Source organism: Ruegeria sp. B1, assembly GCF_056535885.1.
The window spans coordinates 3,558,123-3,579,593 of record NZ_JBQFJA010000001.1; the positions used below are offsets into that span (position 1 = coordinate 3,558,123).

Annotated in this window: 21 protein-coding genes and 2 pseudogenes; 12 read left to right on the forward strand and 11 right to left on the reverse strand. The window is 57.9% G+C overall.

Going from position 1 to position 21,471, the window contains the following annotated elements:
- Positions 1-731, reverse strand: a pseudogene (locus tag ACR3ES_RS17620) (TVP38/TMEM64 family protein).
- Positions 732-1,026: 295 nt separating this feature from the next.
- Between ACR3ES_RS17620 and rpmH the strand changes: the two are divergent.
- The 4 genes and pseudogenes from rpmH to ACR3ES_RS17640 all read left to right on the forward strand — a co-directional run bounded on the left by rpmH (position 1,027) and on the right by ACR3ES_RS17640 (position 3,542).
- Positions 1,027-1,161, forward strand: a complete 135-nt coding sequence (rpmH, locus tag ACR3ES_RS17625; RefSeq protein ID WP_005980833.1) for a 50S ribosomal protein L34 — start codon at positions 1,027-1,029, stop codon at positions 1,159-1,161.
- A gap of 26 nt (positions 1,162-1,187) precedes the next feature.
- Positions 1,188-1,613, forward strand: coding sequence for a ribonuclease P protein component (gene rnpA / locus ACR3ES_RS17630; RefSeq protein WP_170433571.1), 426 nt, complete (start codon positions 1,188-1,190; stop codon positions 1,611-1,613).
- Positions 1,610-1,843 carry a membrane protein insertion efficiency factor YidD gene (gene yidD, locus ACR3ES_RS17635; protein WP_170433573.1) on the forward strand — a complete coding sequence of 78 codons (234 nt, stop codon included), beginning with the start codon at positions 1,610-1,612 and terminating at the stop codon, positions 1,841-1,843. Before rnpA ends, yidD begins: the two co-directional genes overlap by 4 nt.
- A gap of 80 nt (positions 1,844-1,923) precedes the next feature.
- A pseudogene (locus tag ACR3ES_RS17640) lies at positions 1,924-3,542 on the forward strand (acyl-CoA dehydrogenase family protein).
- Between the two features lie 24 nt (positions 3,543-3,566).
- On the opposite strand, the gene ACR3ES_RS17645 reads toward ACR3ES_RS17640, so the two are convergent.
- Positions 3,567-4,514, reverse strand: coding sequence for an alpha/beta hydrolase (locus tag ACR3ES_RS17645; protein WP_170433575.1), 948 nt, complete (start codon positions 4,512-4,514; stop codon positions 3,567-3,569).
- A gap of 115 nt (positions 4,515-4,629) precedes the next feature.
- Here ACR3ES_RS17645 and ttcA point away from each other — a divergent pair, with 115 nt between their 5' ends.
- The 5 genes from ttcA (at position 4,630) to yihA (ending at position 10,442) form a co-directional block, all read left to right on the forward strand.
- Positions 4,630-5,523, forward strand: a complete 894-nt coding sequence (ttcA, locus tag ACR3ES_RS17650) for a tRNA 2-thiocytidine(32) synthetase TtcA (RefSeq protein WP_480424089.1) — start codon at positions 4,630-4,632, stop codon at positions 5,521-5,523.
- Positions 5,524-5,588: 65 nt separating this feature from the next.
- The gene (locus ACR3ES_RS17655) at positions 5,589-7,130 is read left to right on the forward strand and encodes an EAL domain-containing protein (protein WP_480424091.1); all 1,542 of its coding nucleotides are present in this window, start codon (positions 5,589-5,591) and stop codon (positions 7,128-7,130) included.
- Positions 7,131-7,255: 125 nt separating this feature from the next.
- Entirely contained in the window at positions 7,256-9,058 is a 1,803-nt protein-coding gene (gene yidC, locus ACR3ES_RS17660) for a membrane protein insertase YidC (RefSeq protein ID WP_170433580.1), read from the forward strand.
- Complete coding sequence (locus ACR3ES_RS17665; RefSeq protein ID WP_170433582.1) at positions 9,055-9,792, forward strand: MOSC domain-containing protein; 738 nt, start codon at positions 9,055-9,057, stop codon at positions 9,790-9,792. The genes yidC and ACR3ES_RS17665 overlap by 4 nt, the downstream gene beginning before the upstream one ends.
- On the forward strand, positions 9,789-10,442 hold the full coding sequence (yihA, locus tag ACR3ES_RS17670) for a ribosome biogenesis GTP-binding protein YihA/YsxC (protein ID WP_170433584.1): 654 nt from the start codon (positions 9,789-9,791) through the stop codon (positions 10,440-10,442). The genes ACR3ES_RS17665 and yihA overlap by 4 nt, the downstream gene beginning before the upstream one ends.
- Positions 10,443-10,448: 6 nt before the next feature.
- Here yihA and ACR3ES_RS17675 read toward each other — a convergent pair whose 3' ends face one another.
- Entirely contained in the window at positions 10,449-11,174 is a 726-nt protein-coding gene (locus ACR3ES_RS17675) for an SDR family oxidoreductase (protein WP_170433587.1), read from the reverse strand.
- Positions 11,175-11,278: 104 nt separating this feature from the next.
- Here ACR3ES_RS17675 and argB point away from each other — a divergent pair, with 104 nt between their 5' ends.
- From argB to ACR3ES_RS17690, 3 genes are read left to right on the forward strand one after another with little or no spacing between them, the layout of a single operon-like run.
- Positions 11,279-12,142: an acetylglutamate kinase gene (gene argB / locus ACR3ES_RS17680; RefSeq protein WP_170433589.1), complete on the forward strand. Its 864-nt coding sequence runs from the start codon at positions 11,279-11,281 to the stop codon at positions 12,140-12,142.
- A gap of 18 nt (positions 12,143-12,160) precedes the next feature.
- Complete coding sequence (locus tag ACR3ES_RS17685) at positions 12,161-12,847, forward strand: ferredoxin (RefSeq protein WP_170433591.1); 687 nt, start codon at positions 12,161-12,163, stop codon at positions 12,845-12,847.
- Complete coding sequence (locus ACR3ES_RS17690; protein WP_170433593.1) at positions 12,844-13,341, forward strand: histidine phosphatase family protein; 498 nt, start codon at positions 12,844-12,846, stop codon at positions 13,339-13,341. Before ACR3ES_RS17685 ends, ACR3ES_RS17690 begins: the two co-directional genes overlap by 4 nt.
- A 48-nt stretch (positions 13,342-13,389) precedes the next feature.
- On the opposite strand, the gene ACR3ES_RS17695 is transcribed toward ACR3ES_RS17690, so the two are convergent.
- The 8 genes from ACR3ES_RS17695 to ACR3ES_RS17730 form a co-directional block, all read right to left on the reverse strand.
- On the reverse strand, positions 13,390-14,181 hold the full coding sequence (locus tag ACR3ES_RS17695) for an amino acid ABC transporter ATP-binding protein (RefSeq protein ID WP_480424094.1): 792 nt from the start codon (positions 14,179-14,181) through the stop codon (positions 13,390-13,392).
- A 12-nt stretch (positions 14,182-14,193) separates the two neighbouring features.
- On the reverse strand, positions 14,194-15,492 hold the full coding sequence (locus ACR3ES_RS17700; protein WP_170433595.1) for an amino acid ABC transporter permease: 1,299 nt from the start codon (positions 15,490-15,492) through the stop codon (positions 14,194-14,196).
- A gap of 3 nt (positions 15,493-15,495) precedes the next feature.
- A complete protein-coding gene (locus ACR3ES_RS17705) occupies positions 15,496-16,728 on the reverse strand; it encodes an ABC transporter permease subunit (protein ID WP_170433597.1) in 1,233 nt (410 codons plus the stop codon).
- Between the two features lie 125 nt (positions 16,729-16,853).
- Complete coding sequence (locus ACR3ES_RS17710) at positions 16,854-17,870, reverse strand: amino acid ABC transporter substrate-binding protein (RefSeq protein WP_170433599.1); 1,017 nt, start codon at positions 17,868-17,870, stop codon at positions 16,854-16,856.
- Between the two features lie 205 nt (positions 17,871-18,075).
- A complete protein-coding gene (locus ACR3ES_RS17715; protein ID WP_170433601.1) occupies positions 18,076-18,783 on the reverse strand; it encodes an ATP12 family protein in 708 nt (235 codons plus the stop codon).
- Positions 18,780-19,460 (reverse strand): HAD-IA family hydrolase, encoded by a 681-nt coding sequence (locus ACR3ES_RS17720; protein WP_480424097.1) that lies wholly within the window; start codon positions 19,458-19,460, stop codon positions 18,780-18,782. The genes ACR3ES_RS17715 and ACR3ES_RS17720 overlap by 4 nt, the downstream gene beginning before the upstream one ends.
- A complete protein-coding gene (locus tag ACR3ES_RS17725; protein WP_170433603.1) occupies positions 19,457-20,500 on the reverse strand; it encodes an RluA family pseudouridine synthase in 1,044 nt (347 codons plus the stop codon). The genes ACR3ES_RS17720 and ACR3ES_RS17725 overlap by 4 nt, the downstream gene beginning before the upstream one ends.
- Before the next feature lie 120 nt (positions 20,501-20,620).
- A complete protein-coding gene (locus tag ACR3ES_RS17730; protein ID WP_170433604.1) occupies positions 20,621-21,427 on the reverse strand; it encodes a crotonase/enoyl-CoA hydratase family protein in 807 nt (268 codons plus the stop codon).
- Positions 21,428-21,471 lie beyond the last annotated feature (44 nt).

A 21,471-nucleotide genomic window follows, 5' to 3' on the forward strand; every position in this document is an offset into this window, starting at 1 on the left:
TCAGGCGTCCTTTCGGCCACGCAGGGATTTGATGGCAATCGGCAAAGCCGCCAGAACACAGAGACCGATGATGGGGCCGATCACAAAAGGTTCCCACAGCAGCAAGACATCGGGCGTTTCGCCCCGGTCAAAAACGCCGCCCAACCCGACTCCGATCCAAGTATAGACGATTCCACCGGGGATGATGCCCAGCGCAGTAGTCATCAAAAAGTTACGGAACTTCACACCGACCAGGGCAGGCACAAGATTGGCAACGAAAAAAGGGACAACCGGGACGAGGCGCAACAGGAACAGCACAGATATCTCGTTCTCGCGCAAACCGTCTTTCAGTTTCTTGATTGTTCCTTCCGACGCTTCCAATCGCGCCGTGAGATTTGCGCCCAAACCCCAGCGGGCCGCCAGAAAGATCGCCGAAGCACCAATTGTCGCGGAAACGACGTTGAAGATCGTCCCCCCAAACAAACCAAACAAAAACCCCCTGTCATCGAGGCGATGGCCGCCCCGGGCAGCGAGAACGCCACAATCACGATGTAGATCGCCATGAAGGCTCCGACCATCACCCAGTAATATGCGTCCCGCCAGGCCAACAAGGACTCGCGGTTGTCCCGCAGGGTTTCGAATGTCAGATAGTTGCCAAGCGTGAAGAACCCGACCGCCGCAACGGACAGAATCGCAAGCAAGGGAAGGTGGCGCGCAAACCCGTTGCGCGGGGCTTGGGTCGTTTCGGTCATCTCGCCATCCGGCTTTGAGTGTTTCATTCTGTCCACAAGATGCGTCGCCGACACGAGCAGCAACAGGGGCCTCACGCTGCCTTGAAGAAAGTGGCGGTGAATGTGAGTGTATCAGGCGGATTTACCGGATTTTGAAACCTTTTGGCGTGCCCGGTTACAGAATTGTTGCAAAAGCTGCGAAAACTCGGGGCTTGGGGTTTGACTTACCCCCCGCTTGGCAGTAGAGGACGGGCTTCGAACACTAGGGCTAGGCGAATCCGCGCCGCACCCGACCGCTTAGATTGGAGACGGAGCGATGAAACGCACCTATCAGCCTTCAAACCTGGTTCGCAAACGCCGCCACGGTTTCCGCGCGCGCATGGCCACCAAGGCCGGCCGCAAGATCCTGAACGCACGCCGCGCCCGCGGTCGCAAGTCGCTGAGCGCGTAAGACCGCTTACCGATCAGGTTACGAACATGACGCCGCCGGAGGCCCCTGTGGATGGTAAGAACCAGCCCGGGGATACGCCCCCGGCGGCGTCCGTTTGTGCGCCTGCCTCCTTTGCCGTTCTCAAAAACCGGCCCGATTTCCTGAAAGCCGCGCGGGCACGCCGGCAGGGCACCGCCTCAATGATGGTACAGGCCCGCAAACGAGCGCCAAACGAGGCGACCGGAATACGAGTTGGTTTCACCTGTTCCAAAAAAGTCGGCAATGCCGTCGTCCGAAACCGCGCCAAACGTCGCTTGCGTGAAGCGGCGCGCGCAGTGTTGCCCGAACACGGTCGCGACGGCTGGGATTACGTGCTGATCGGGCGCGCCGAGGTCACCGCCAACCGCCCGTTTGATGCGCTTCTGGACGACTTGCGTTATGCCCTGCAAAGACTACATCGGGCGGACAGATGACCTTGCTCGCCCATGTCTTCGCCCTGCCCGTCCGGGTTTACCGGCTGATCTTTAGCCCATGGGTCGGTTTCAACTGCCGCTATCAACCCACCTGCTCGGCTTATGCGCTGGAGGCGCTGGAGAAGCATGGGGCGATCAAGGGCGCGTGGCTTGCCGCGCGTCGGATCGGTCGGTGCCATCCGTGGGGCGGTGACGGATATGACCCGGTTCCTGATCAGGAACAAGACTGAGCCCCGCTCATGACCTACGGTCGCACTTGACCTGTTGGCACCTCGTCTGAACACTTGAGGCAACAGTGTCCGAGGTTCCCATGACATCCGAAGCGCGCGTGTCCCTTCCAACCCACCAGGTTGAAAATCAGCCGCCTGTCCGGGGTGACTGCGATCTGTGGACATCGGACCCGGTACTGCGCAGTGCGGTCGGTTTTGCCGGAGGACGTAGTGACCTACTGGCCGCATATGGTGAACTGCTGGGGCGCACGGAAACACGTGACATCGGACGCGAGGCGAACCGCCACCCGCCCGAGATCAATGTGTTCGATCGAGGCGGCAGGCGCCTGGACGAAGTCCGCTTTCACCCGGCCTATCACCAGATGATGCAGATCAGCCAATCCGCAGGCTATGCAGCCTTGGCGTGGGACGGGAAACCGGGCGGTCACGCGACACACGCAGCAATGGTGTATCTCGCCAGTCAGGTCGAGCCGGGACACTGCTGCCCGATGACAATGACCTATGCGGGGATTCCGGCGCTCGCGGCCAACCCGGATATTGCGGCCACATGGCAGCCAAAGCTCATGACACGGACGTATGATCCTGCCATTGAACCTATAGAATTGAAGGGCAGCGCCACGCTTGGCATGGCCATGACCGAAAAACAGGGCGGGTCTGACGTTCGGGCCAATTCAACCGTGGCCTCTCGCGACGGCGATCACTGGCGCTTGCGGGGACACAAATGGTTCTGTTCGGCGCCAATGTCGGACGGATTTCTGACGCTTGCGCAAGCACCGGGCGGGCTGACCTGTTTCCTGTTGCCCCGGTGGCTGGATGGGGACCGCAATGCCATCCATCTGATGCGCCTTAAGGACAAGCTGGGCAACAAATCCAACGCCTCGTCCGAAATCGAATTGCACGATGCGCTCGCCTACCAACTGGGCGACGAAGGCGCAGGCGTCCAGACTATCATCGAAATGATGCACCACACGCGCCTCGACACGGCCATGGCCCCAGCAGGCCTGATGCGGGCCGCCCTTGTTGAGGCGCATCACTGGGTGACGCACCGGAATGCGTTTCAGCGCCGCATGATCGACCAACCTCTCATGCGGACGGTCCTGTCGGATCTCGTGCTGGACTGTGAGGGTGCAACGACGCTTGGCCTGCGTGTCGCGCAAGCTTTCGACGGTGAAGCGCCAGAAGATCGCGCTTTTGCACGCATTGGTGTCGCGCTGGCCAAGTTCCTCGCCAATAAACGCTGCCCTGTCGTCGTAGTCGAAGCGATGGAGGTTCTGGGGGCATGGGCTATGTCGAGGATACGCCGCTGCCCCTGCTATACCGCGAGGCACCTTTGAACGGGATATGGGAGGGATCAGGCAACGTCATCTGCCTGGACATCCTGCGCAGCCTGTCACGCGATCCGCTGGCCGCCGAAGTGCTTCAGGCGGAGCTGGAGGGCGCTACAGGTGCTGATCGCCGCTATGATGCCGCCCTGCAGGGATACCACCAGCGCTGGTCATCGCTGCCAACCGAAGCAGAAGCCAGATGGTTCGCCGAGCGCACCGCACTGTTGCTCATGGCCGCGTTGCTTATCCGACATGCGCCGACAGAAGTGGCCGACGCCTTTACTGCCACGCGCATTGCTGGAGAGCGGGGATCCGTCACCGGTGCCATCGGCAATGTCGACACCGATGCTATTCTAGCCCGCTTGAACGGATAGCCGTGCGCCAACCGACGAGATGCTTCAGTTGGGTTTAATCAGCGCGAGGTTGCCTTGATTTGTGGGCGCGCGCGTGGGCAACTCCTCCCGATCCAGCCGACCGGACACTGTATGGAACACATCCTGCATGAACACGGGATCATCAAAGTAGAACGTGTGTCCTGAATTGACCGTTTGGGCAAACCCACCCGTCTTGAACCGTTCACCGCAATACACGTTTGCCGCTTTGGTGTGATGGGGTTTGTTCATTCCGTTCCGTCCAACCCTTGGCGCAACGCCCACGCGTTTCACAGCAGAAATGGACAATACGTCATCAAGCGTATTGTAATAGTTCGTCAACCTGACACAGTGGCGGTAGAGTGACGAAGACTTCGGATTGCCGGGGTCCAGAGATGACACAGACAGATCTGCGGCGATCAGCATCATTTGGCTGATCGACCAGCTTTTACCCGCAATCCGCGCCCGGTCGTCGGCATCATCAAAGGCTTCACGCACGACATAACACCCCATGGAATGCGCAAGGATGTGCAGGTCGATCCGGCAATCCGGTCTTTGGAGGGCAGAAAAAGTGGCCACGCCGTCTTTGACCAGTCGAAACGCGGATAATTTGGCGTCTTCCCTGTCTTCCAGATAGTTCAACGCCGAGTCGGCGCTGGGCCAGTCAAAACTGACGACGACCCCCTTGAACCCGTTGGCCTCAAGTCCCTTTTTGATCTTGCGATGCCGCTGCAGGACCTGTTTCTGAGAATTGTTGAAACCGTGCACATAAAACACGATGTCGCCATCCGTATTGGGATTTGGCGTGCCGCTGGCCGCTTCGGCCATCACCTTTTTGGTCCATTCGTTCTTGGAAATCTTGTGCGACACCTTCATGTCGTTGGCCGACCCGGGGATGGCCAGAAAATGGCTGGCCGAAGGTTCGTTGGAAAAACCGTTTCCGCTTTTGCCGCGGGCAACAAATGCATAATCCATAACAGGCTCCCTAATAAATGGATTGAAAATAGCATAAGCTGGCGCGTTCCCCAAATCCTGAGCCCGCAGCAATCAAGACCTTGCCCGTTCGCGTACAGCGCGGTACCCACGGCTCATGTTGGACGAACCAGACGAAATCCATCCGCTCTTTGCAGCCGCACCTTCGACGACGGAGTTCAAAAAGCTGCGCAAACGCATCGTGCGCCAGACCCGCGAAGCAATCGAGCAATACGGGATGATTGATGCGTCAGCGCATAACAAAGAGGGCACGCCGCCGCGTTGGCTGGTCTGCCTGTCGGGTGGCAAAGACAGTTATACCCTGCTGGCGGTTCTTCATGAGCTGAAATGGCGTGGTCTGTTGCCTGTCGATTTGCTGGCCTGCAATCTGGATCAGGGGCAGCCGGGCTTTCCCGCCACCGTCCTGCCGGAATTTTTAGAGCGCATGGGTGTACCGCATCGGATTGAATACCAGGACACTTATTCGATTGTGATGGACAAGGTCCCGCAGGGTCGGACGTATTGCGCCCTATGTTCCCGTCTTCGGCGCGGCAACCTGTATCGTGTTGCGCGCGAAGAAGGCTGCTCGGCTGTTGTACTGGGGCACCACCGAGACGACATCCTTGAAACGTTTTTGATGAACTTGTTCCACGGCGGGCGTCTTGCGACGATGCCGCCCAAGCTGCTGAATGAAGAAGGTGATCTGTTCGTCTATCGACCGCTGGCGCATGTGGCAGAAGTCGATTGCGAAAAATTTGCCGCCGCGATGACCTATCCGATCATCCCCTGCGATTTATGCGGCAGTCAGGGCGGTCTGCAGCGCCAGCAGGTAAAGCAAATCCTGGACCAATGGGAAAAGAACAACCCGGGACGGCGTCAGGTCATGTTCCGGGCCCTCACCAACGCACGGCCATCACATTTGCTGGACCCGAAACTGTTTGACTTTGAAGCACTTTCTCTGGACCCCAGCAAGAAAGGCAAAAATTCTGAGGAAATTCCGCAGTTGCGTTAACGACTGACTCAGACTGGTTTTTTACTGTTGGCAATGTGCGATCACTGCCCAAGGCCAAATCAACCATGCGGAAACTACCTTCCTTTGACCGATTTACCCGTTCGCTCCATACCGTTCTGAGGAGTCCATCGGCTCTGGCATTTGTGCCAGCGCTGTGTCTTGGCGCCTTTTGGATCGGCGGCGAAAGGACGCTGGTGGTTGTCGCACTGGCTTTGCCGTTGATCTATGCTGGTTTCGGCGCTTTGGGCACTAGACCGTCGGGGGAGATGTTCGGCGAGCGGAATTCGTCTGGTTTGATGACAGGTGATCAGTTCGATGGCGCGCTTGGTGAGTTCTTCGACAGCGCCCAGAATTCGGGCGAAACGTCAGCATGTTTTGCCATTGCGCTGGACGAATACGGCCCGCTTTCGGATCTTCACGGTCAAGCGGCCGCACACCATATCGCCCAGCAGTTCTGCGTCCGCGCCCTCTCTGCGATACGCCAGCAAGACGTCGCGATACAGGTCAACGACAACACCATGCTGATCGGATTGCACCCGTCGCGGCAGATTGACCTGGAGTTATGTATCCAGATGTCCGGCCGCATACAGTCAGCCGTGGAGGATCCGATCATACTGAACGGGATAGGTATCTACGTTTCCTGTTCCATTGGATTTTGCATGCACGCCAGTGTCTCCGACGAATCCGCCGCCGAGTGGAGAGATGCAGCCAGCGCTGCACTAGCCGGCGCGCAACAAAACGGCCCCTCAACAATTCGCGCTTATTCAACCGAAACGCGTCGCCGATCTTTCATCAGGGCCAATCTGCGCAAGGAGTTTGAAGCGGCTTTGGACGATGGGGAAATCCGACCCTGGTTTCAGCCACAGATATCCACCGACACCGGGCGCGTAACGGGTTTTGAGGCTCTGGCGCGGTGGGAGCATCCAAAAAAGGGCATTCTGGGACCGCATCTGTTTCTGCCCTTTGCCGAGCAGGCCGATTTGATGGTTCGCCTCGGTCAGGTCATTCGACACCACGCCTTCACCGCGATGCGCGATTGGGATCATGCAGGTGTGGCTGTGCCACGGATCGGGATCAACTTTTCGTCGGATGAACTCTGTGATCCCGCCTTGATTGACCGCCTGAAATGGGAGCTGGATCAGTTCGACCTGACCCCGGATCGCTTGGCGGTCGAAGTTTTGGAGACCGTTTTTTCAAAACGGCCCGATGACGTGATCACACGCAATGTCACCGGACTTGCAGCTTTGGGATGCTGTATTGATCTGGATGACTTTGGAACCGGCCATGCATCCATCGCCTCAATTAAACGCTTTAACGTATCCAGAATTAAGATCGACCGATCATTCGTTGCCAAGGCGGATCAGGACGCCAGTCAACAGCAACTGACAGGTGCTATTCTGACCATGGCTGAACGTCTGCAAGTCGAGACGCTGGCAGAAGGTGTTGAAACGCCCGGTGAACATGCTTTGCTGGCGCAACTTGGGTGCAACCATGTTCAGGGCTTTGGGATTGGCAAACCGATGCCGTATGAAAAAACAATCGGTTGGATCAGGGCTCACCGCGACAAGGTAAGCGGGGTTCCCAAAATCGGGCGCCAAACCGGCTAATAACTCCTTTTTACGTCGCAGAACGCTGATCCGTGACGAAATGACGGGCGAATCCGCTTGACCTTTGGGCCTGCACTCTGTTGAACCCTGCGGGTGTCTTTCACTGCTCAAGGTGGCTGTCCCAGATGGACGATCAGAACAAGAATCTCATCCTAGCAACCGCGCTCAGCTTTCTCGTGATCCTGGTCTGGTTCGTGATGTTCCCGCCGCCGGAACCCACAGTGGTATCCGAACAGACTGATATCGTCGCGACAGAAGGCAATGAGGTTCAAACGCCCAGCGCCGCCGAAGCAGTAACCGATGGCGAAACCACGGCTGCCGCAGAAGAAGCGCTGCCCGAGCGAGAGGCACCCCGTGTTCAGATCGACACACCGCGTCTCAAAGGCAGCTTGTCTTTGTCAGGTGGCCGCATCGATGAGCTGTTCCTGAAAGACTACAAAGTATCGATCGACGAAGGCGCCCCGATTGTTGAGCTTTTGTCCCCCGTTGGATCCGAGTCGGCATATTACGCCCTTTATGGCTGGGCACCGGGCTCTGGAGTGTCCGTCGAGGACGTGCCGGGCCCCAATACGCTCTGGACTGTCGAACAGGGCGATACCCTGGATTTGGATGCACCTGTCACATTGACGTGGGACAACGGAAACGGCCTGACTTTCCGCCGTACCATCTCGGTCGACGAAAACTACATGTTTTCGGTGACCCAGTCGGTTGAGAATGCGTCCGATGCATCCGTATCCATGGCGCCCTACGGAATTCTGGCGCGCCACGGTATCGGCGAAGACGGCGATATCCCTGAGTTGAAAAACTTCTTTATCCTGCATGAGGGCCTGATCAGCATGGCTGACGGAACCCTCACGGAAACCAACTACAGCGATGTCCCAGATGGCGTCGACACGCTTGAGAACATCAGCGAAGGGTGGATCGGGTTCACCGATCACTACTGGATGACGACGCTGATCCCTGAACAGGGCGCGACTTTTACCGCATCGGCGGGGTACAACAACCGCAACAAGGTCTACCAGGCGGACATCAAAAAGCCGACCATGACCGTGGCCGCCGGTGAAACCGCGCAAGTCACCACGCGGCTGTTTGCCGGCGCCAAGGAATGGGAAGCGATCCGCGAATACCAGTCTGAGGGCGTGCAAAAATTCATCGATAGTATCGACTGGGGCTGGTTTTTCTTCCTGACCAAGCCGATCTTTTGGCTACTGCACAATATCAATGTGCTGATCGGCAATATGGGTTGGTCGATCATCGGTCTGACGCTGATCATCAAAGCAATCCTGTTCCCGCTGGCGTTCAAATCCTATGTCTCGATGGCCAAGATGAAAGAGCTGCAGCCGCAGATGGAGGCTTTAAAAGAGGCTGCGGGAGACGACCGGCAGAAAATGCAGCAAGGCATGATGGAGTTGTACAAGAAAGAAAAGGTGAACCCAGCAGCAGGCTGTTTGCCCATCCTGTTGCAGATCCCGATCTTCTTTTCTTTGTACAAGGTGATCTTTGTCACCATCGAACTGCGCCAGGCGCCTTGGTTCGGGCCATTCCAGGATCTCAGCGCGCCGGACCCGACATCGATCTTCAACTTCTTTGGGTGGTTACCCTGGGCTGCGCCGGCGCCTGATACGCTCATGGCGCTGGTCTTTATTGGCATCCTGCCATTGCTGCTTGGCATTTCGATGTGGGTTCAGCAAAAACTGAACCCGGCGCCAACCGACCCGACCCAGGCGATGATCTTTGCATGGATGCCATGGGTCTTCATGTTCATGCTGGGCGGGTTCGCCAGCGGTCTGGTCGTGTACTGGATTGCGAACAACACCATTACCTTCACCCAGCAATACCTGATCATGCGCAGCCAAGGGTACAAGCCGGATGTTTTCGGCAATATCAAGTCCGGCTTTAAACGGGCACCAAAGACGGACGACAAATGAGCGGGACGGTCACAAACCTGTGGCGGCATCCGATTAAAAGCCACGGGCGCGAATCCCTTGAAGATGTCACCGTGGTTCCTGGGCAGACCATGCCAGGGGATCGCGTTTGGGCCGTCGCGCATGAAGCCTCAAAAGCGGACGGCACAAAATGGGTACCCTGCGCCAATTTCAGCCGCGGCTCAAAAGCCCCGAGCCTGATGGCAATCTCGGCGCGTTTGACGGACGACACGATCACGCTCAGCCATCCTCAACGTCCCGATCTGGTTTTCAACCCGGACACACAGCAGGATGCTTTCCTGGACTGGGTCAAGCCGTTGATGCCAGAGAACCGCGCGGCATCGGCCAGAATTGTCCGTGTGCCGGGTCGGGGCATGACCGATAGCAACTACCCATCGATCAGCCTGTGCAACATGGCCTCGCATCGCGCCGTTGAACAACGGCTTGGTCAGGACCTATCGATCTGCCGTTGGCGCGGGAATGTCTGGTTTGATGGCTTGCCGCTGTGGGAAGAGTTCGACTGGGTTGGCCGCGAGGTTCAGATCGGTGACGCGGTGTTCGCTGTGCGCGAGCGGATCGTGCGGTGTCTTGCCACAACGGCAAATCCGGAAACCGGCGAACGCGATGCCGATACGCTGGGTGCGCTGAACAGCTGGAACCATCAGGATTTCGGCGTCTATGCCGAGGTGATCCGGGGCGGAACCCTGCGCATTGGCGACAAGGTACAGGTGTTATGACAACACTGCCCTTCCCATTGGCCGAAGATCCAGATGATGTCGCGGTCGAGACCGGGCGCAAGTTATTTGCCGGACCTTCCGAATTCGTCAAAGGCGTGGTCGCGATGTCTGGCTTACCTACACCGGACAGGTCGGAGGTCTGTTTTGCAGGCCGCTCGAACGTAGGGAAATCCAGCTTGATTAATGCCTTAACAGGCACCAGGGGCTTGGCGCGCGCGTCAAATACGCCTGGGCGCACTCAGGAAATCAACTTTTTCACTCAAGGACCCGATCTTTATCTGGTTGATTTGCCAGGCTACGGCTACGCAAATGCGCCGCTTCAGGTGGTGGAAAAGTGGCAACGCCTGCTCAAACAATATCTGAGCGGGCGCCAGACTCTGCGCCGAGCGTTTGTTTTGATCGACGCTCGCCACGGGGTGAAACCCGTGGATGATGAAATCATGACGCTGTTGGATACCAGTGCCGTGACTTTTCAGTGCGTCCTGACCAAATCGGATAAGGTTAAAGCCAAGGATCGCGACAAGGTCTTGCAGCAAGTTCGCAGCAGCTTGTCCAAGCACCCTGCCGCTTACCCAGAGATCGTACTAACGTCATCCGAAAAGGGTGACGGCATTCCAGTCCTGCGTTCCATAATTGCCGACCTGAGCTAGAGGCTCCTAAACGTGCTGAGCACCGTTCACCTCGATCTCCGCACCAGAGATGTAGGAGCTTTCCTGCGAGCACAGGAAATAAATCGCCGCCGCAACTTCCTCTGGCTGACCCAGCCGGCCCAGAGGTAGATTCGCAACGATTTTTTCAGTCCCAGGGCTGAGGATCGAGGTCTCGACCTCTCCCGGTGCTATAGCGTTGACTCGGACACCCATTGAGCCGAAATCATGCGCCATCTCGCGCGTCAACGCCGCCAGCGCCGCCTTGGACGTTGCGTAGGCCGCTCCGGCAAATGGGTGCACGCGCGATCCGGCGATGGACGTCACATTCACAACCGATCCTCGGGCCGCTGCCAGTTCTTCCTTCAACCCGCGCGCCAACACAACCGAAGCAAAGAAGTTGGCGTGAAAGACCTGGCCCCAAGTCATAAGATCCGTGTTCAGTGTGTTCAAACGCTCTCCGTTTGGACCTTTGGGTGAGACACCGGCATTATTCACAAGTGCGTCCAGCTTTCCCCCGACCATCTCTTGCAGGACACCGACAGAGTTAATCGTCTCCGTTGGATCGCTCAGATCCAACTGGACGTGATTTTCCTTGGAATCCCAAGGGCAGTCTTCCGGCACCGCGTTACGCGAGCAGGTGATCACCCGCCAGCCCTCTCGATGAAACCGCAAGACGGTCGCAAAACCGATACCCCGGCTGGCACCCGTCAATACCAGTGTTTTCTGCTCCATTGGATGTGCCTCCTGCTTGCACCCTAGCAGCGCCCTTCGCCCCCACAACAGTGATCTTGGCATATGCGGCCAAAACGCCTAACAGATGCGTAAGAGGATCAACCATGAAGACACGAGATATGAACCGGGACTGGATCGCCACTGCCGCAACCCTAAACAGCGCCTTGCCCTATTTGCAGCGTTATGACGGGGCAATCGTCGTCATAAAGCTCGGCGGACACGCCATGGGCAGCGATGAAGCGATGGAGAGCTTTGCCCGTGACGTTGTGTTGATGCGGCAGGTCGGGGTTAACCCAGTGATCGTTCATGGCGGCGGGCCGATGATCACCGCAATGTTGGACAAGTTGGACATCCAATCTGATTTTGTGCATGGCAAACGCGTGACAGACAAGGCAACGGTCGAAGTCGTTGAGATGGTCCTGTCCGGCCTTGTGAACAAGCGCATCGTGCAAGCCATAAACGCGCAGGGCGGAATGGCCGTTGGACTGTCCGGCAAGGATGCGCATCTGATGGTATGCGAACAGACGGATGCCTCTTTGGGTTTTGTCGGCACGCCTTCCACGGTAGACCCGCGGATTTTGACCGACCTCTTTTCGCATGATGTGATCCCGGTGATCGCCCCTTTGGGCGCGGGCGCTGATGGTGAAACCTTTAATGTGAATGGTGACACAGCCGCCGGCGCGATTGCCTCTGCCCTCAGGGCGGACCGTCTTTTGCTGCTGACAGATGTGTCTGGCGTCAAGAATGCTGCAGGTGACGTGGTGACCGAACTCAAAGCCGGACAGATTCGCGAGATGACACGCGAAGGCACAATTGCGGGTGGCATGATCCCCAAAACCGAAACCGCGCTGGACGCCCTACACAGCGGCGTCCGGGCTGTCGTCATACTTGATGGACGCGCTCCAAACGCGGTGTTGCTTGAACTGTTTACAGAACACGGCGCCGGTTCGCTGATCCGGCCAGACTGAAATCAGGGCGGAGGATATATGGCGCAACTCCCCACATCCCCTTTTGAAACGCGCGGTACAGAATACGCCAGTACCGAGCAGGCGGCCAATGACTCCGGGCTGATCATAATGGGGGCGTTGCACCCGCGCCTGTCAGGCGCAAAGCAATTGAGCGGCGGAACGTTGGTTCTGTTGGGTGCTGGCCCGGGGTTTTGGCCGGTCTTGCAGGCCTCTCCCGAATGGCAGGGGGCAGATCCGGTGGATCGCTGGTCGACCCGCGTGATCGGGCAAATGTCGCAGGATCTTGGTGCGATGGCCTATTTCCCATTTGGCGGCCCGCCTTACGCCCCTTTCATTGACTGGGCGCTGAAATCGGGGCGTACGTTCTCCAGCCCAGTTGGCGCGCTGGTCCATGACACCGTTGGCATGATGATATCCTTTCGCGGTGCGCTGCACTTCCCACACGAGTTCGACCTGCCCACTGTTGACGGACGGTCGCCCTGTACGGGCTGCCCTGCTCCCTGTGCTTCGACGTGTCCGGTGGGAGCGCTGAGTTCAGAACATTTTTATGATGTCGATACGTGCCACGACTACTTGTCTACCGTTGAAGGACAGAAATGCATGACGGGCGGATGCCTGGCGCGTCTGGCCTGCCCGCTCAGCCAGTCCTCCGGGCGTGACCCGGATCAATCCGCTCATCATATGAAGGCCTTTCACCCAAAATGACCCGCACATTGATCCTGACCCGTCATGCAAAGTCCAGTTGGGATAATCCCATGATTGAGGACCATGACCGGCCGTTGACCAAACGCGGCCGCAAGTCAGCAGCGGCCATTGGCGCGTGGTTAGAAGACAACGGTTGGCTGCCCGACGAAGTTCTGAGCTCTTCGTCCTGTCGCACCCGCGAAACATGGCAGCGAATGGAACTAAACGCCAACAAGACAAGCTTCACCCCAAACCTGTATCTGGCCGAGCCAGAGGATATGATGGAAGCATTGTCGGCAGCCAACGGCCAAGCGGTGCTGATGCTCGGACACAATCCCGGAATCGCAGAGTTTGCGCATCGGATCGTAAAGCACTGCCCTGACCACACGCGGTTCTATGACTATCCAACCTGCGCGACGACTGCGATGGAATTTGATATCGCAGACTGGTCCAGCATCCGTTGGCACAGCGGGCAGGTCCTTGGTTTCGTCATTCCGAGGGAGCTATTGAAATAGAAAAAGGCGGGACCTCCGTCCCGCCTTTTTTAACCCGCATCGCAGGTATCAGTGGCCCAGAATCTGGCTGAGGAACAGCTTGGTCCGGTCGCTTTTGGGATTGTTGAAGAACTCTTCCGGTTCGTTCTGTTCCACGATCTGGCCAGCGTCCATGAAGATCACGCGGTTGGCGACCTGACGGGCAAAGCCCATCTCATGCGTCACGCACAGCATGGTCATGCCTTCCTCGGCCAGTTCGATCATGGTGTCGAGCACCTCTTTGATCATCTCTGGGTCCAGCGCTGAGGTCGGCTCGTCAAACAACATGATCCGCGGCATCATGCAGAGCGAGCGGGCAATGGCCACACGCTGCTGCTGACCGCCAGACAGTTGGCCGGGATACTTGTCTGCCTGTTCCGGGATTTTCACCTTTTCCAAGAAGTGCATCGCGCGCTCTTCGGCCTCTTTCTTGGGCGTCTTGCGCACCCAGATCGGGGCCAGCGTACAATTTTCGAGAATGGTCAAGTGCGGGAACAGGTTAAAGTGCTGGAAGACCATACCAACCTCGGACCGGATCTTGTCGATGTTCTTGAGGTCATTCGACAGTTCAATCCCATCGACAACGATTGTGCCCTGCTGGTGCTCCTCGAGCGCATTCAGGCAGCGGATCAGCGTAGACTTCCCCGACCCCGACGGCCCCGCAATTACGATCCGCTCGCCCTGATTGACGGTCAGATTGATATCGCGCAGCACGTGGAACGAGCCGTACCACTTATTCATGCCGTTGATGTCGATGGCGATTTCATCGCTCACCTGCATCTTTGAGCGGTCGATTTCACGTTCAATTGCAAGTTCAGACATGTGTTGAACTCCTTAATGATGATCCGTGGCAAGACGACGCTCGAGCCACTGAGAATACTGAGAGATGCCGTAACAGACGACGAAGAACAGAAGCGCGGCAAAGCCCAGAAGCTCCCAATAGACGCCGTTCCATTCGGTCGACGCCAGGATGGGACCCCGGATCATGCCCACCAGATCGAACATCGAGATGACCGAAACCAGTGTGGTGTCCTTGAACAGGCCAACGGCCACGTTCACGATCCCGGGGATCGAGATCTTCAGAGCCTGCGGCAGGATGATCAACCGCATCGCCTGAGGGTAATCCAGACCCAGACTGTCTGCTGCCTCATACTGTCCACGCGGAAGTGCTGCCAGACCACCGCGGATCACCTCGGCGATATAAGCGGCGGAGAACATGGTGATCATGATCACAACGCGCAGGAAAAGGTCGACCGTGCTGTCAGGCGGGAAGAAATAGGCCAGCATCACCGAAGCCACAAACAGCAGCGTGATCAGAGGCACGCCACGGATGAACTCGATGAAGATGACGCTTACCCATTTGATCAGCGGCATATCCGACTGACGCCCAAGCGCCAGGGCAATGCCCAGCGGAACAGACAGCGACACACAAGTGATGCCCAGCATCATGTTCAGCATGAAGCCACCCAGATCACGGCTAGGCACATAAGTCAGCCAGGCATTTTGCGACGCGTCCTCGGGGATCAACGCTGCACCAACATTCCACACGATAAGTGCTACGACAACGGCCCCAAAGAATCCTGCGGCAAAACTGTTCTTGCCGTACTTCTGGAACACGGCACCACCGGCCACGCAGCCCGCCAGTGCAACCAGAGGTGCCAGGATCGTGCCACCCCAGATCAGCCAGAAGGCAATGAAAGGATACAGGCCGGTGAAGATCAGCATCTTGCGCGGCAAATCGAAGAACAGCACCGGCGCTAAGGCCACCAGCATCAGCACAAACGCCAGATTTGGGCGCCAATAGGCATCATCCGGATATTTGAACCCATAGATCAGCTGGTGCCAACGCTCGGTCAGGACCGCGAAACAGGCTCCGGTTTTGCCAGCCAGTATCTCACGACATTCAGCCAAGGAATTCGCGTTCCAGACACCATTAAAAATCCACGGCAGCGTGTTTTTCAACAGCAAGTAGATAAGAACCAACGATAGGAAGGTCAGGATTCCGTTGGGAATGCTCGAGAACAGATTTTCGCGCAGCCATTTGACGATGCCCGTTTCACGCGCCGGGGGCGGTGAGGGTGGAATGGTGCCTTCGGCCACGAAAGCGATCGGATTTGTTGTTTGATCGGCCATGACTCAGCGCTCCTTCAACTTGACGGATGCGTTGTACAGGTTCATCACCATCGAAATCAGCAGCGAGGCTGTCAGATAGAACAGCATCAGCAACAGAACACATTCGATCGCACGACCGGTCTGGTTCAACGTGATGCCGCCCAAGGTTGCGGTGATGTCCGCATAACCAACTGCAATCGCCAGCGACGAGTTCTTGGTGATGTTCAGATACTGCGAAATCAGCGGCGGTATGATCACCCGCAATGCCTGCGGCAGGACCACGAGGTTCATGATCCGACGCGGGCGCAACCCCAGGGCCGCTGCCGCTTCGGTCTGGCCTTTCGAGATGGCCTGAATACCCGCGCGCACGTTCTCGGCGATGAAAGCGCCGGTGTAGATTGACAAAGCGAACCAAAGCGCAATCAGCGGTCCGCCCACCTTGATGCCGCCACTGAAGTTAAATCCCTTCAACTCTGGCACATTCCAGGTCAACCCCATCAGGAACATCAGTATTGCAAATGGCACAAGCCAGACAGCGAGGTTTAGAAGCAGGGTCTTGGGCCGTTCACCGGTCTCTTCTTGCGTCTGTGTCGCACGTTTGTCGATTTCGCGGGTTGCGAACCAAGACCCGGCCAGTACCGCCAGAACCACAAGCCAGTTCAGTATCGTGACACCAAACAGACCGTGCGCGAAGTCGGGCCGTGGGATGTATACCCCGCGGTTGGTAAAGGCGAACAGGTCAAACAGCATGCTTGATGTGGGGTTATCTCCCCGAAAGGCCCGGGGTCCCGGCAGCACAGCCGTCATGATCGTAAAGATAATGATAATCCAGATCAGAACCGGAATGTTCCGGAAGATCTCGACATAGATCGCCATCAGCTTTGAAACGAGCCAGTTGTTGGACAGGCGCAGAACGCCAGCGATCACACCAAAAACCGTGGCGGTAATACAGGCGAGAAACGCTACGAGCAGCGTGTTGAGAATACCGACAACAGCGGCCCGCCCGTGGGACGACTGGCTGTCATATTCGATCAGGCGCTGGTTGATGTCATACCCCGAGGGATCGCCCAGGAAGGAATAGGAAATGTTAAGGCCAGCGGCCCTGAGGTTCTGGATCAGGTTGTTGCCAAGATACCAGATGGACAATGCAATAACGATGGCCGCGATCACCTGAAACGTCAGGGAGCGATAGCGGGTATCGTTTATGAGCATCGACAGCCGAAAATCAGCTTTCGGCGGGTCTGTCATAGTCGACATATTTTGGAATCCCCGTGGCTTGCGGATTCTTCTGACGTGGCGAGGTTGTCCCCGCTCTGTATCTGTCCGCAGCTGTTATAATGGAAGAGGGCGCAGGTTGCCCTGCGCCCTTTCCCGTTGATGTCTTAGCGGAATGGCGGTGAGTAAAGAAGACCACCATCGGTCCACTGGGCGTTCAGCCCGCGTGCCAGACCGATCGGGGTTTCTTCACCGATGTTCTTGGCAAAGACTTCGCCGTAGTTACCACCAGCTTTGATCGCTTTGGCCGCCCAATCGGCGTCCAGACCCAGCATCTCGCCCAGGGTGCCTTCGGTACCCAGCAGACGGTTGACTTCCGGGTTGTCCGTACCGGCGCTCAGCTCGTCGATATTGGCCGAGGTCACACCCAGCTCTTCAGCCGAAACAAGCGCGTTCAGCGTCCAGCGAACCACGTCGCCCCACTCATGATCGCCGTGACGGACCAGCGGGCCCAGCGGCTCTTTCGAGATGATTTCAGGCAGCAGAACGTGATCGTCCGGGTTTTCGAACGTCGCACGTGTTGCGGCCAAGCCAGATGCGTCGGTGGTGTAGACGTCACATGCGCCAGCCAGATACTGCTGCTGCGCTTCGGCGTTGGTTTCGATCGGAACCGGCTCGTAGCTGATGTTGTTCGAGCGGAAGAAGTCCGCCAGGTTCAGCTCGGTTGTGGTACCGGTCTGGATACAAACGGTTGCGCCGTCCAGTTCCTTGGCCGAGCTGACGCCCAGTGCCTTTGGAACCATGAAGCCTTGGCCGTCATAGTAGTTCACACCCACGAATTCGAACTTCAGGTCGACGTCGCGGCTGAAAGTCCATGTGGTGTTACGGGCCAGCATGTCGATTTCGCCCGACGCCAGCGCAGTAAAGCGTGTCTTGCCGGTTGTCGGCACAAACTCAACGGCATTTGCATCGCCCAGTACGGCTGCGGCAACGGCGCGGCATAGTGATACGTCAAAGCCCTGCCATTCGCCATTTGCGTCCGGCGCTGCAAAGCCGACCAGACCGGTTGTCACGCCGCAGTTCAGTGTACCGCGCGCTTTCACGTCGTCAACGGTACCCGCCACTGCTGCGCCGGCGGCCAGACCGGCAACTGTTGCCGCGCCCAAGATTACGGTTTTTTTCATTTTTACCTCTTCCTGATTATCCGTCCCCAAGTGGAACGGCTCTATCCGACAAGTGGAGCCGGAAAGGTTACCCCAAAGGTGTCTCCCCTTTAGTGGGCATGAGTTTGCTCGCATTCATAAACAAACGTCAAGGGTCGGATCAGGGAAATCGATGGGTTTACCCCCCACGAAATTGCACCAACGCCTTAAAAACAGGTCAAAAGGATCAAACCGATATATCAAAGAAGCGCTTTGCGTGTAAAAATGCGGCCTTCTTGGTTTCGGCGGCCAGATGCGCTTCGTCGTCATGGCCCCATTGTTCGATTTGCCAGTCCTCATCAAGTCGGGACATATCCCACACATCCTCTGCGGGCCGCCAATCCAAAGCGGCCGCAAATCCCAGAATCAACGACCCTGACAGGCTGACAAGGTCGTGGAACGCAGCCAGTTGAAACCCATCAAGATCATAAACGCGCTGGCGCAGTTGGCTAAGGGCCGCCTCCGGCTGCGGTTGATGCAAGACGCCCGCTACAGGCACCAGCCGGGCCGACAACGTATCCGCTGCCCAATCCAGTGCCGGGTCCCACGCGGCGGCCTGTCGGTCCTGCAATTCTCGAGGGTGCGTTGCGCGATAGCATAGCAGATCGGAATCGCCGTAGTCAGCCAGCATATCCGCGACTTCCCGATGCTGAGTGCGTACCTTGTCGATTGCCGCATTGGCGGACCGGGTGAAAGGCATCGAAAAGGGGTCCACTTCTTCTTCCTGCGCATCCCATTCGGCGGCCACCGCCCGCGCCATCGCGCGCGTGGGAAGAAGTAACGGGGCCTTGGCTGGAGTTTTTACACCGCGCCCATCCAGTTCGACGGTATAACTGTCTCCAACGGCAACAACGGTACAGTTCGTCCAAAACCGCTTTGGTTTCCAATCGCTCATGCTGCTTTGTCCCAGATATTGGTCAGCGTAGATGGCAACTGGTCGAATGTGTCAATCACGTAAGCCGCCGCGCTCAGCGCCGACGCGGGGTGATATCCCCACGAAACGCCAATTCCGGCCACGCCCGCAGCTGCGGCCATGTCCATGTCAAAACTCGTATCCCCGATCATGGCCGTGTCTTCCGCCGCAACGCCGGTTTCAACCAAGGCGGCCTGAACCATCGAGGGGTGCGGTTTGGATGGGTGATGGTCTGCGACCTGACGAGTTACAAAGTACCGCTCCAAACCATGGGCTTCGATCAGGGCGTCCAATCCGCGTTGTGATTTATCGGTCGCCACACCCAATAGAACCTCGGGTACGTTGTGCAACGCCTCGATGACCTCCCGTGCGCCAGGGTAAAGTGGAGATGAGGCGGCGCCCATTTCCACCCGGTTGGCGTGGTAGGCTTGCTTGTAGCCCTCAACCAGTGCCGCCTGACCGGATGGCGAGCAATCCGGTGCGAGCCGCGCGATTGCATGCGGCAAAGACAGGCCGACAATCGACAGGATGGTTTTGCGCGCGGGCACTGGTAGTAACGCCGCTCGAAAGCTCTCCGTCATCGCATGTACAATGCTGCCCTGACTGTCGACCAACGTGCCATCCACATCGAACAGGACCAGCCGCAGCGGCGCGCTCATTGCAGCGCCTCGAACGGATCATCAGCCGCTAGGTCTTCGGTCCAGCCGAACGTGTCCCAGCTGTGTTTCATGTGCTCAGGCAAAGGCGCTGTCACAGTTATCGTTTTGCGCGTTGCGGGGTGCTCAAAAGTCAGGCGCCTTGCGTGTAGATGAAGCTTTTTACTGATCACACCACCTAGTTGCGCGCCCCAGCCGTCCCCCAGATTCTCCTGTCCGGATCCACCATATTTGCCGTCTCCGATGATCGGGTGCCCAATCGCGGCCATATGTGCCCTCAGCTGATGCGTGCGTCCGGTGATCGGTTCCATCGCAACCCAGGCCGCCCGGCCGGCAACACGATAAAGCGTCGCATAGAGCGTATGCGCGCGCTTGGCACCCGCCGTGCTGTCGATCTCGTCCATGTGCACGGGGATCATCTTTTCACCTTCGCCCTGCTGGCCGTGCCCGGGTGCCTTGACCAGACCCGTCTTAATCTCGCCGAGGTAGGGCGTTGGCACGCCGGCCACCAGCGCCCAGTAGATCTTGCGGGTGTCGCGGTGTCGGAACGCAGCTGTCAGACCCTTGGCCGCCTCGCGCGTGCGCGCCATCAGAAGTACGCCGGATGTATCCTTGTCGAGACGGTGCACCAGCCGAGGGTTCTCGTCATAGCCAAAACGCAGCGCCTCGGACAGGCTGTCCACATGCCGGGTTTGGCCACTGCCACCCTGAACAGGCAGTCCATGTGGCTTGTTGAGGGCCAGCACCTCATCGTCTCGGTAGATCACGCACGCCCTTATCATCTCTGCGTCCGCCTCAGACACCCGCCGTTTGACCTGCACTGGCTTGTGATCGGCATCCGGCAATGGAGGCACACGTACGACTTGTCCGCTGTCCAGCCGGGTCGAGGCCTTGACGCGGCCACCATCGACACGCAGTTCCCCCTTGCGGCACATCTTTTCGATACGGCCCTGGCTGACATGTGGGAACAAGCGCCGTAGCCAACGATCCACGCGCTGATCGCCATCACCCTGGGCGACCGTGATCATCTGCACACCACTCATGCCATTGCCCCGTGTTCCGCGCACTTACTTCGCACGGATATCGACCCTGTCTGTCCCTTAGAAAACATGCGCGTCTGTCGCGCGCGCAGCACCGAGAGTCAAGGCGTGAGGCGTGCCGGTTCAGATGCTTGAGAAATCGCCGTGCCGTCCGGCGCCGTCTCGAAACCGACCCGCGCCTGTGGTGCCCTCGCGCCGGATCGCCTCCAGCCCGTTGGCCCATTCAACCTTAAGAGCTTCTCGCACCGGCAGCCCACGTGTTTCTATGATCGAACGCCGGTCAGCCCGGACAGCCTCTTGTGGGAATCTGGCGATCTCGTGTGCCATATCCTCTGCAGCGCTGCGCGCGCCGCCATGTGCCACAACCTTTTCAGCCAAGCCGATCCGATAGCATTCCTCGGCGTCGACCTTGCGGCCGGTCAGGGCAATCTCCAATGCCTTTCCCTGTCCGACCAGCCGTGGCAGGCGCACTGACCCGCCATCCATGAGGGTGATCCCCCAGCGGCGGCAATAGACGCCCAGATAAGCGGTTTCTGCCATTACCCGAATGTCGCACCACAGGGCCAGTTCCATACCTCCGGCAACGGCAGCCCCTTCAATAGCGCCGATAACCGGCTTTGATAACTCCAGACGCGATGGTCCCATGGGCCCAAGTGTTGAAGGTGCCGAACCGACCGGAAACGCATGCCGGTCAAAATAGGCCTCGCGCAATTCAAGATCTGACAGTGTAGCGGCCAGCTTCAAATCCCACCCGGCGCAGAAATTGCCACCTTTGCCCCAGAACACCGCTGCCTTAGCCGTGCTGCTCTCGAACTCGAGAAAGGCTTGCACCAGAGCCTCCGCATGCTCTGTGTCCACGGCATTCCGCGCTTCGGGGCGGTCGTGGACAATGGTCCAGACATCATCACTCTTTTCGATTGAAACAGGCATGCGCGTTCTCCCAACTGCAGATTGACCCATGGGAAACTCAAGGT

What these genes read in the sequence shown, in the direction of transcription:
- yidC (WP_170433580.1), top strand. Translation starts at nt 7,256, where the DNA reads ATGGACGATCAGAACAAGAATCTCATCCTAGCAACCGCGCTCAGCTTT.
- ttcA (WP_480424089.1), top strand. Translation starts at nt 4,630, where the DNA reads ATGTTGGACGAACCAGACGAAATCCATCCGCTCTTTGCAGCCGCACCT.
- ACR3ES_RS17730 (WP_170433604.1), bottom strand. Translation starts at nt 21,427, where the DNA reads ATGCCTGTTTCAATCGAAAAGAGTGATGATGTCTGGACCATTGTCCAC.
- argB (WP_170433589.1), top strand. Translation starts at nt 11,279, where the DNA reads ATGAAGACACGAGATATGAACCGGGACTGGATCGCCACTGCCGCAACC.
- ACR3ES_RS17720 (WP_480424097.1), bottom strand. Translation starts at nt 19,460, where the DNA reads ATGAGCGCGCCGCTGCGGCTGGTCCTGTTCGATGTGGATGGCACGTTG.
- ACR3ES_RS17710 (WP_170433599.1), bottom strand. Translation starts at nt 17,870, where the DNA reads ATGAAAAAAACCGTAATCTTGGGCGCGGCAACAGTTGCCGGTCTGGCC.
- rpmH (WP_005980833.1), top strand. Translation starts at nt 1,027, where the DNA reads ATGAAACGCACCTATCAGCCTTCAAACCTGGTTCGCAAACGCCGCCAC.
- ACR3ES_RS17725 (WP_170433603.1), bottom strand. Translation starts at nt 20,500, where the DNA reads ATGAGTGGTGTGCAGATGATCACGGTCGCCCAGGGTGATGGCGATCAG.
- ACR3ES_RS17655 (WP_480424091.1), top strand. Translation starts at nt 5,589, where the DNA reads ATGCGGAAACTACCTTCCTTTGACCGATTTACCCGTTCGCTCCATACC.
- ACR3ES_RS17645 (WP_170433575.1), bottom strand. Translation starts at nt 4,514, where the DNA reads ATGGATTATGCATTTGTTGCCCGCGGCAAAAGCGGAAACGGTTTTTCC.
- ACR3ES_RS17675 (WP_170433587.1), bottom strand. Translation starts at nt 11,174, where the DNA reads ATGGAGCAGAAAACACTGGTATTGACGGGTGCCAGCCGGGGTATCGGT.
- ACR3ES_RS17715 (WP_170433601.1), bottom strand. Translation starts at nt 18,783, where the DNA reads ATGAGCGATTGGAAACCAAAGCGGTTTTGGACGAACTGTACCGTTGTT.
- yidD (WP_170433573.1), top strand. Translation starts at nt 1,610, where the DNA reads ATGACCTTGCTCGCCCATGTCTTCGCCCTGCCCGTCCGGGTTTACCGG.
- yihA (WP_170433584.1), top strand. Translation starts at nt 9,789, where the DNA reads ATGACAACACTGCCCTTCCCATTGGCCGAAGATCCAGATGATGTCGCG.
- ACR3ES_RS17705 (WP_170433597.1), bottom strand. Translation starts at nt 16,728, where the DNA reads ATGTCGACTATGACAGACCCGCCGAAAGCTGATTTTCGGCTGTCGATG.
- rnpA (WP_170433571.1), top strand. Translation starts at nt 1,188, where the DNA reads ATGACGCCGCCGGAGGCCCCTGTGGATGGTAAGAACCAGCCCGGGGAT.
- ACR3ES_RS17690 (WP_170433593.1), top strand. Translation starts at nt 12,844, where the DNA reads ATGACCCGCACATTGATCCTGACCCGTCATGCAAAGTCCAGTTGGGAT.
- ACR3ES_RS17700 (WP_170433595.1), bottom strand. Translation starts at nt 15,492, where the DNA reads ATGGCCGATCAAACAACAAATCCGATCGCTTTCGTGGCCGAAGGCACC.
- ACR3ES_RS17695 (WP_480424094.1), bottom strand. Translation starts at nt 14,181, where the DNA reads ATGTCTGAACTTGCAATTGAACGTGAAATCGACCGCTCAAAGATGCAG.
- ACR3ES_RS17685 (WP_170433591.1), top strand. Translation starts at nt 12,161, where the DNA reads ATGGCGCAACTCCCCACATCCCCTTTTGAAACGCGCGGTACAGAATAC.
- ACR3ES_RS17665 (WP_170433582.1), top strand. Translation starts at nt 9,055, where the DNA reads ATGAGCGGGACGGTCACAAACCTGTGGCGGCATCCGATTAAAAGCCAC.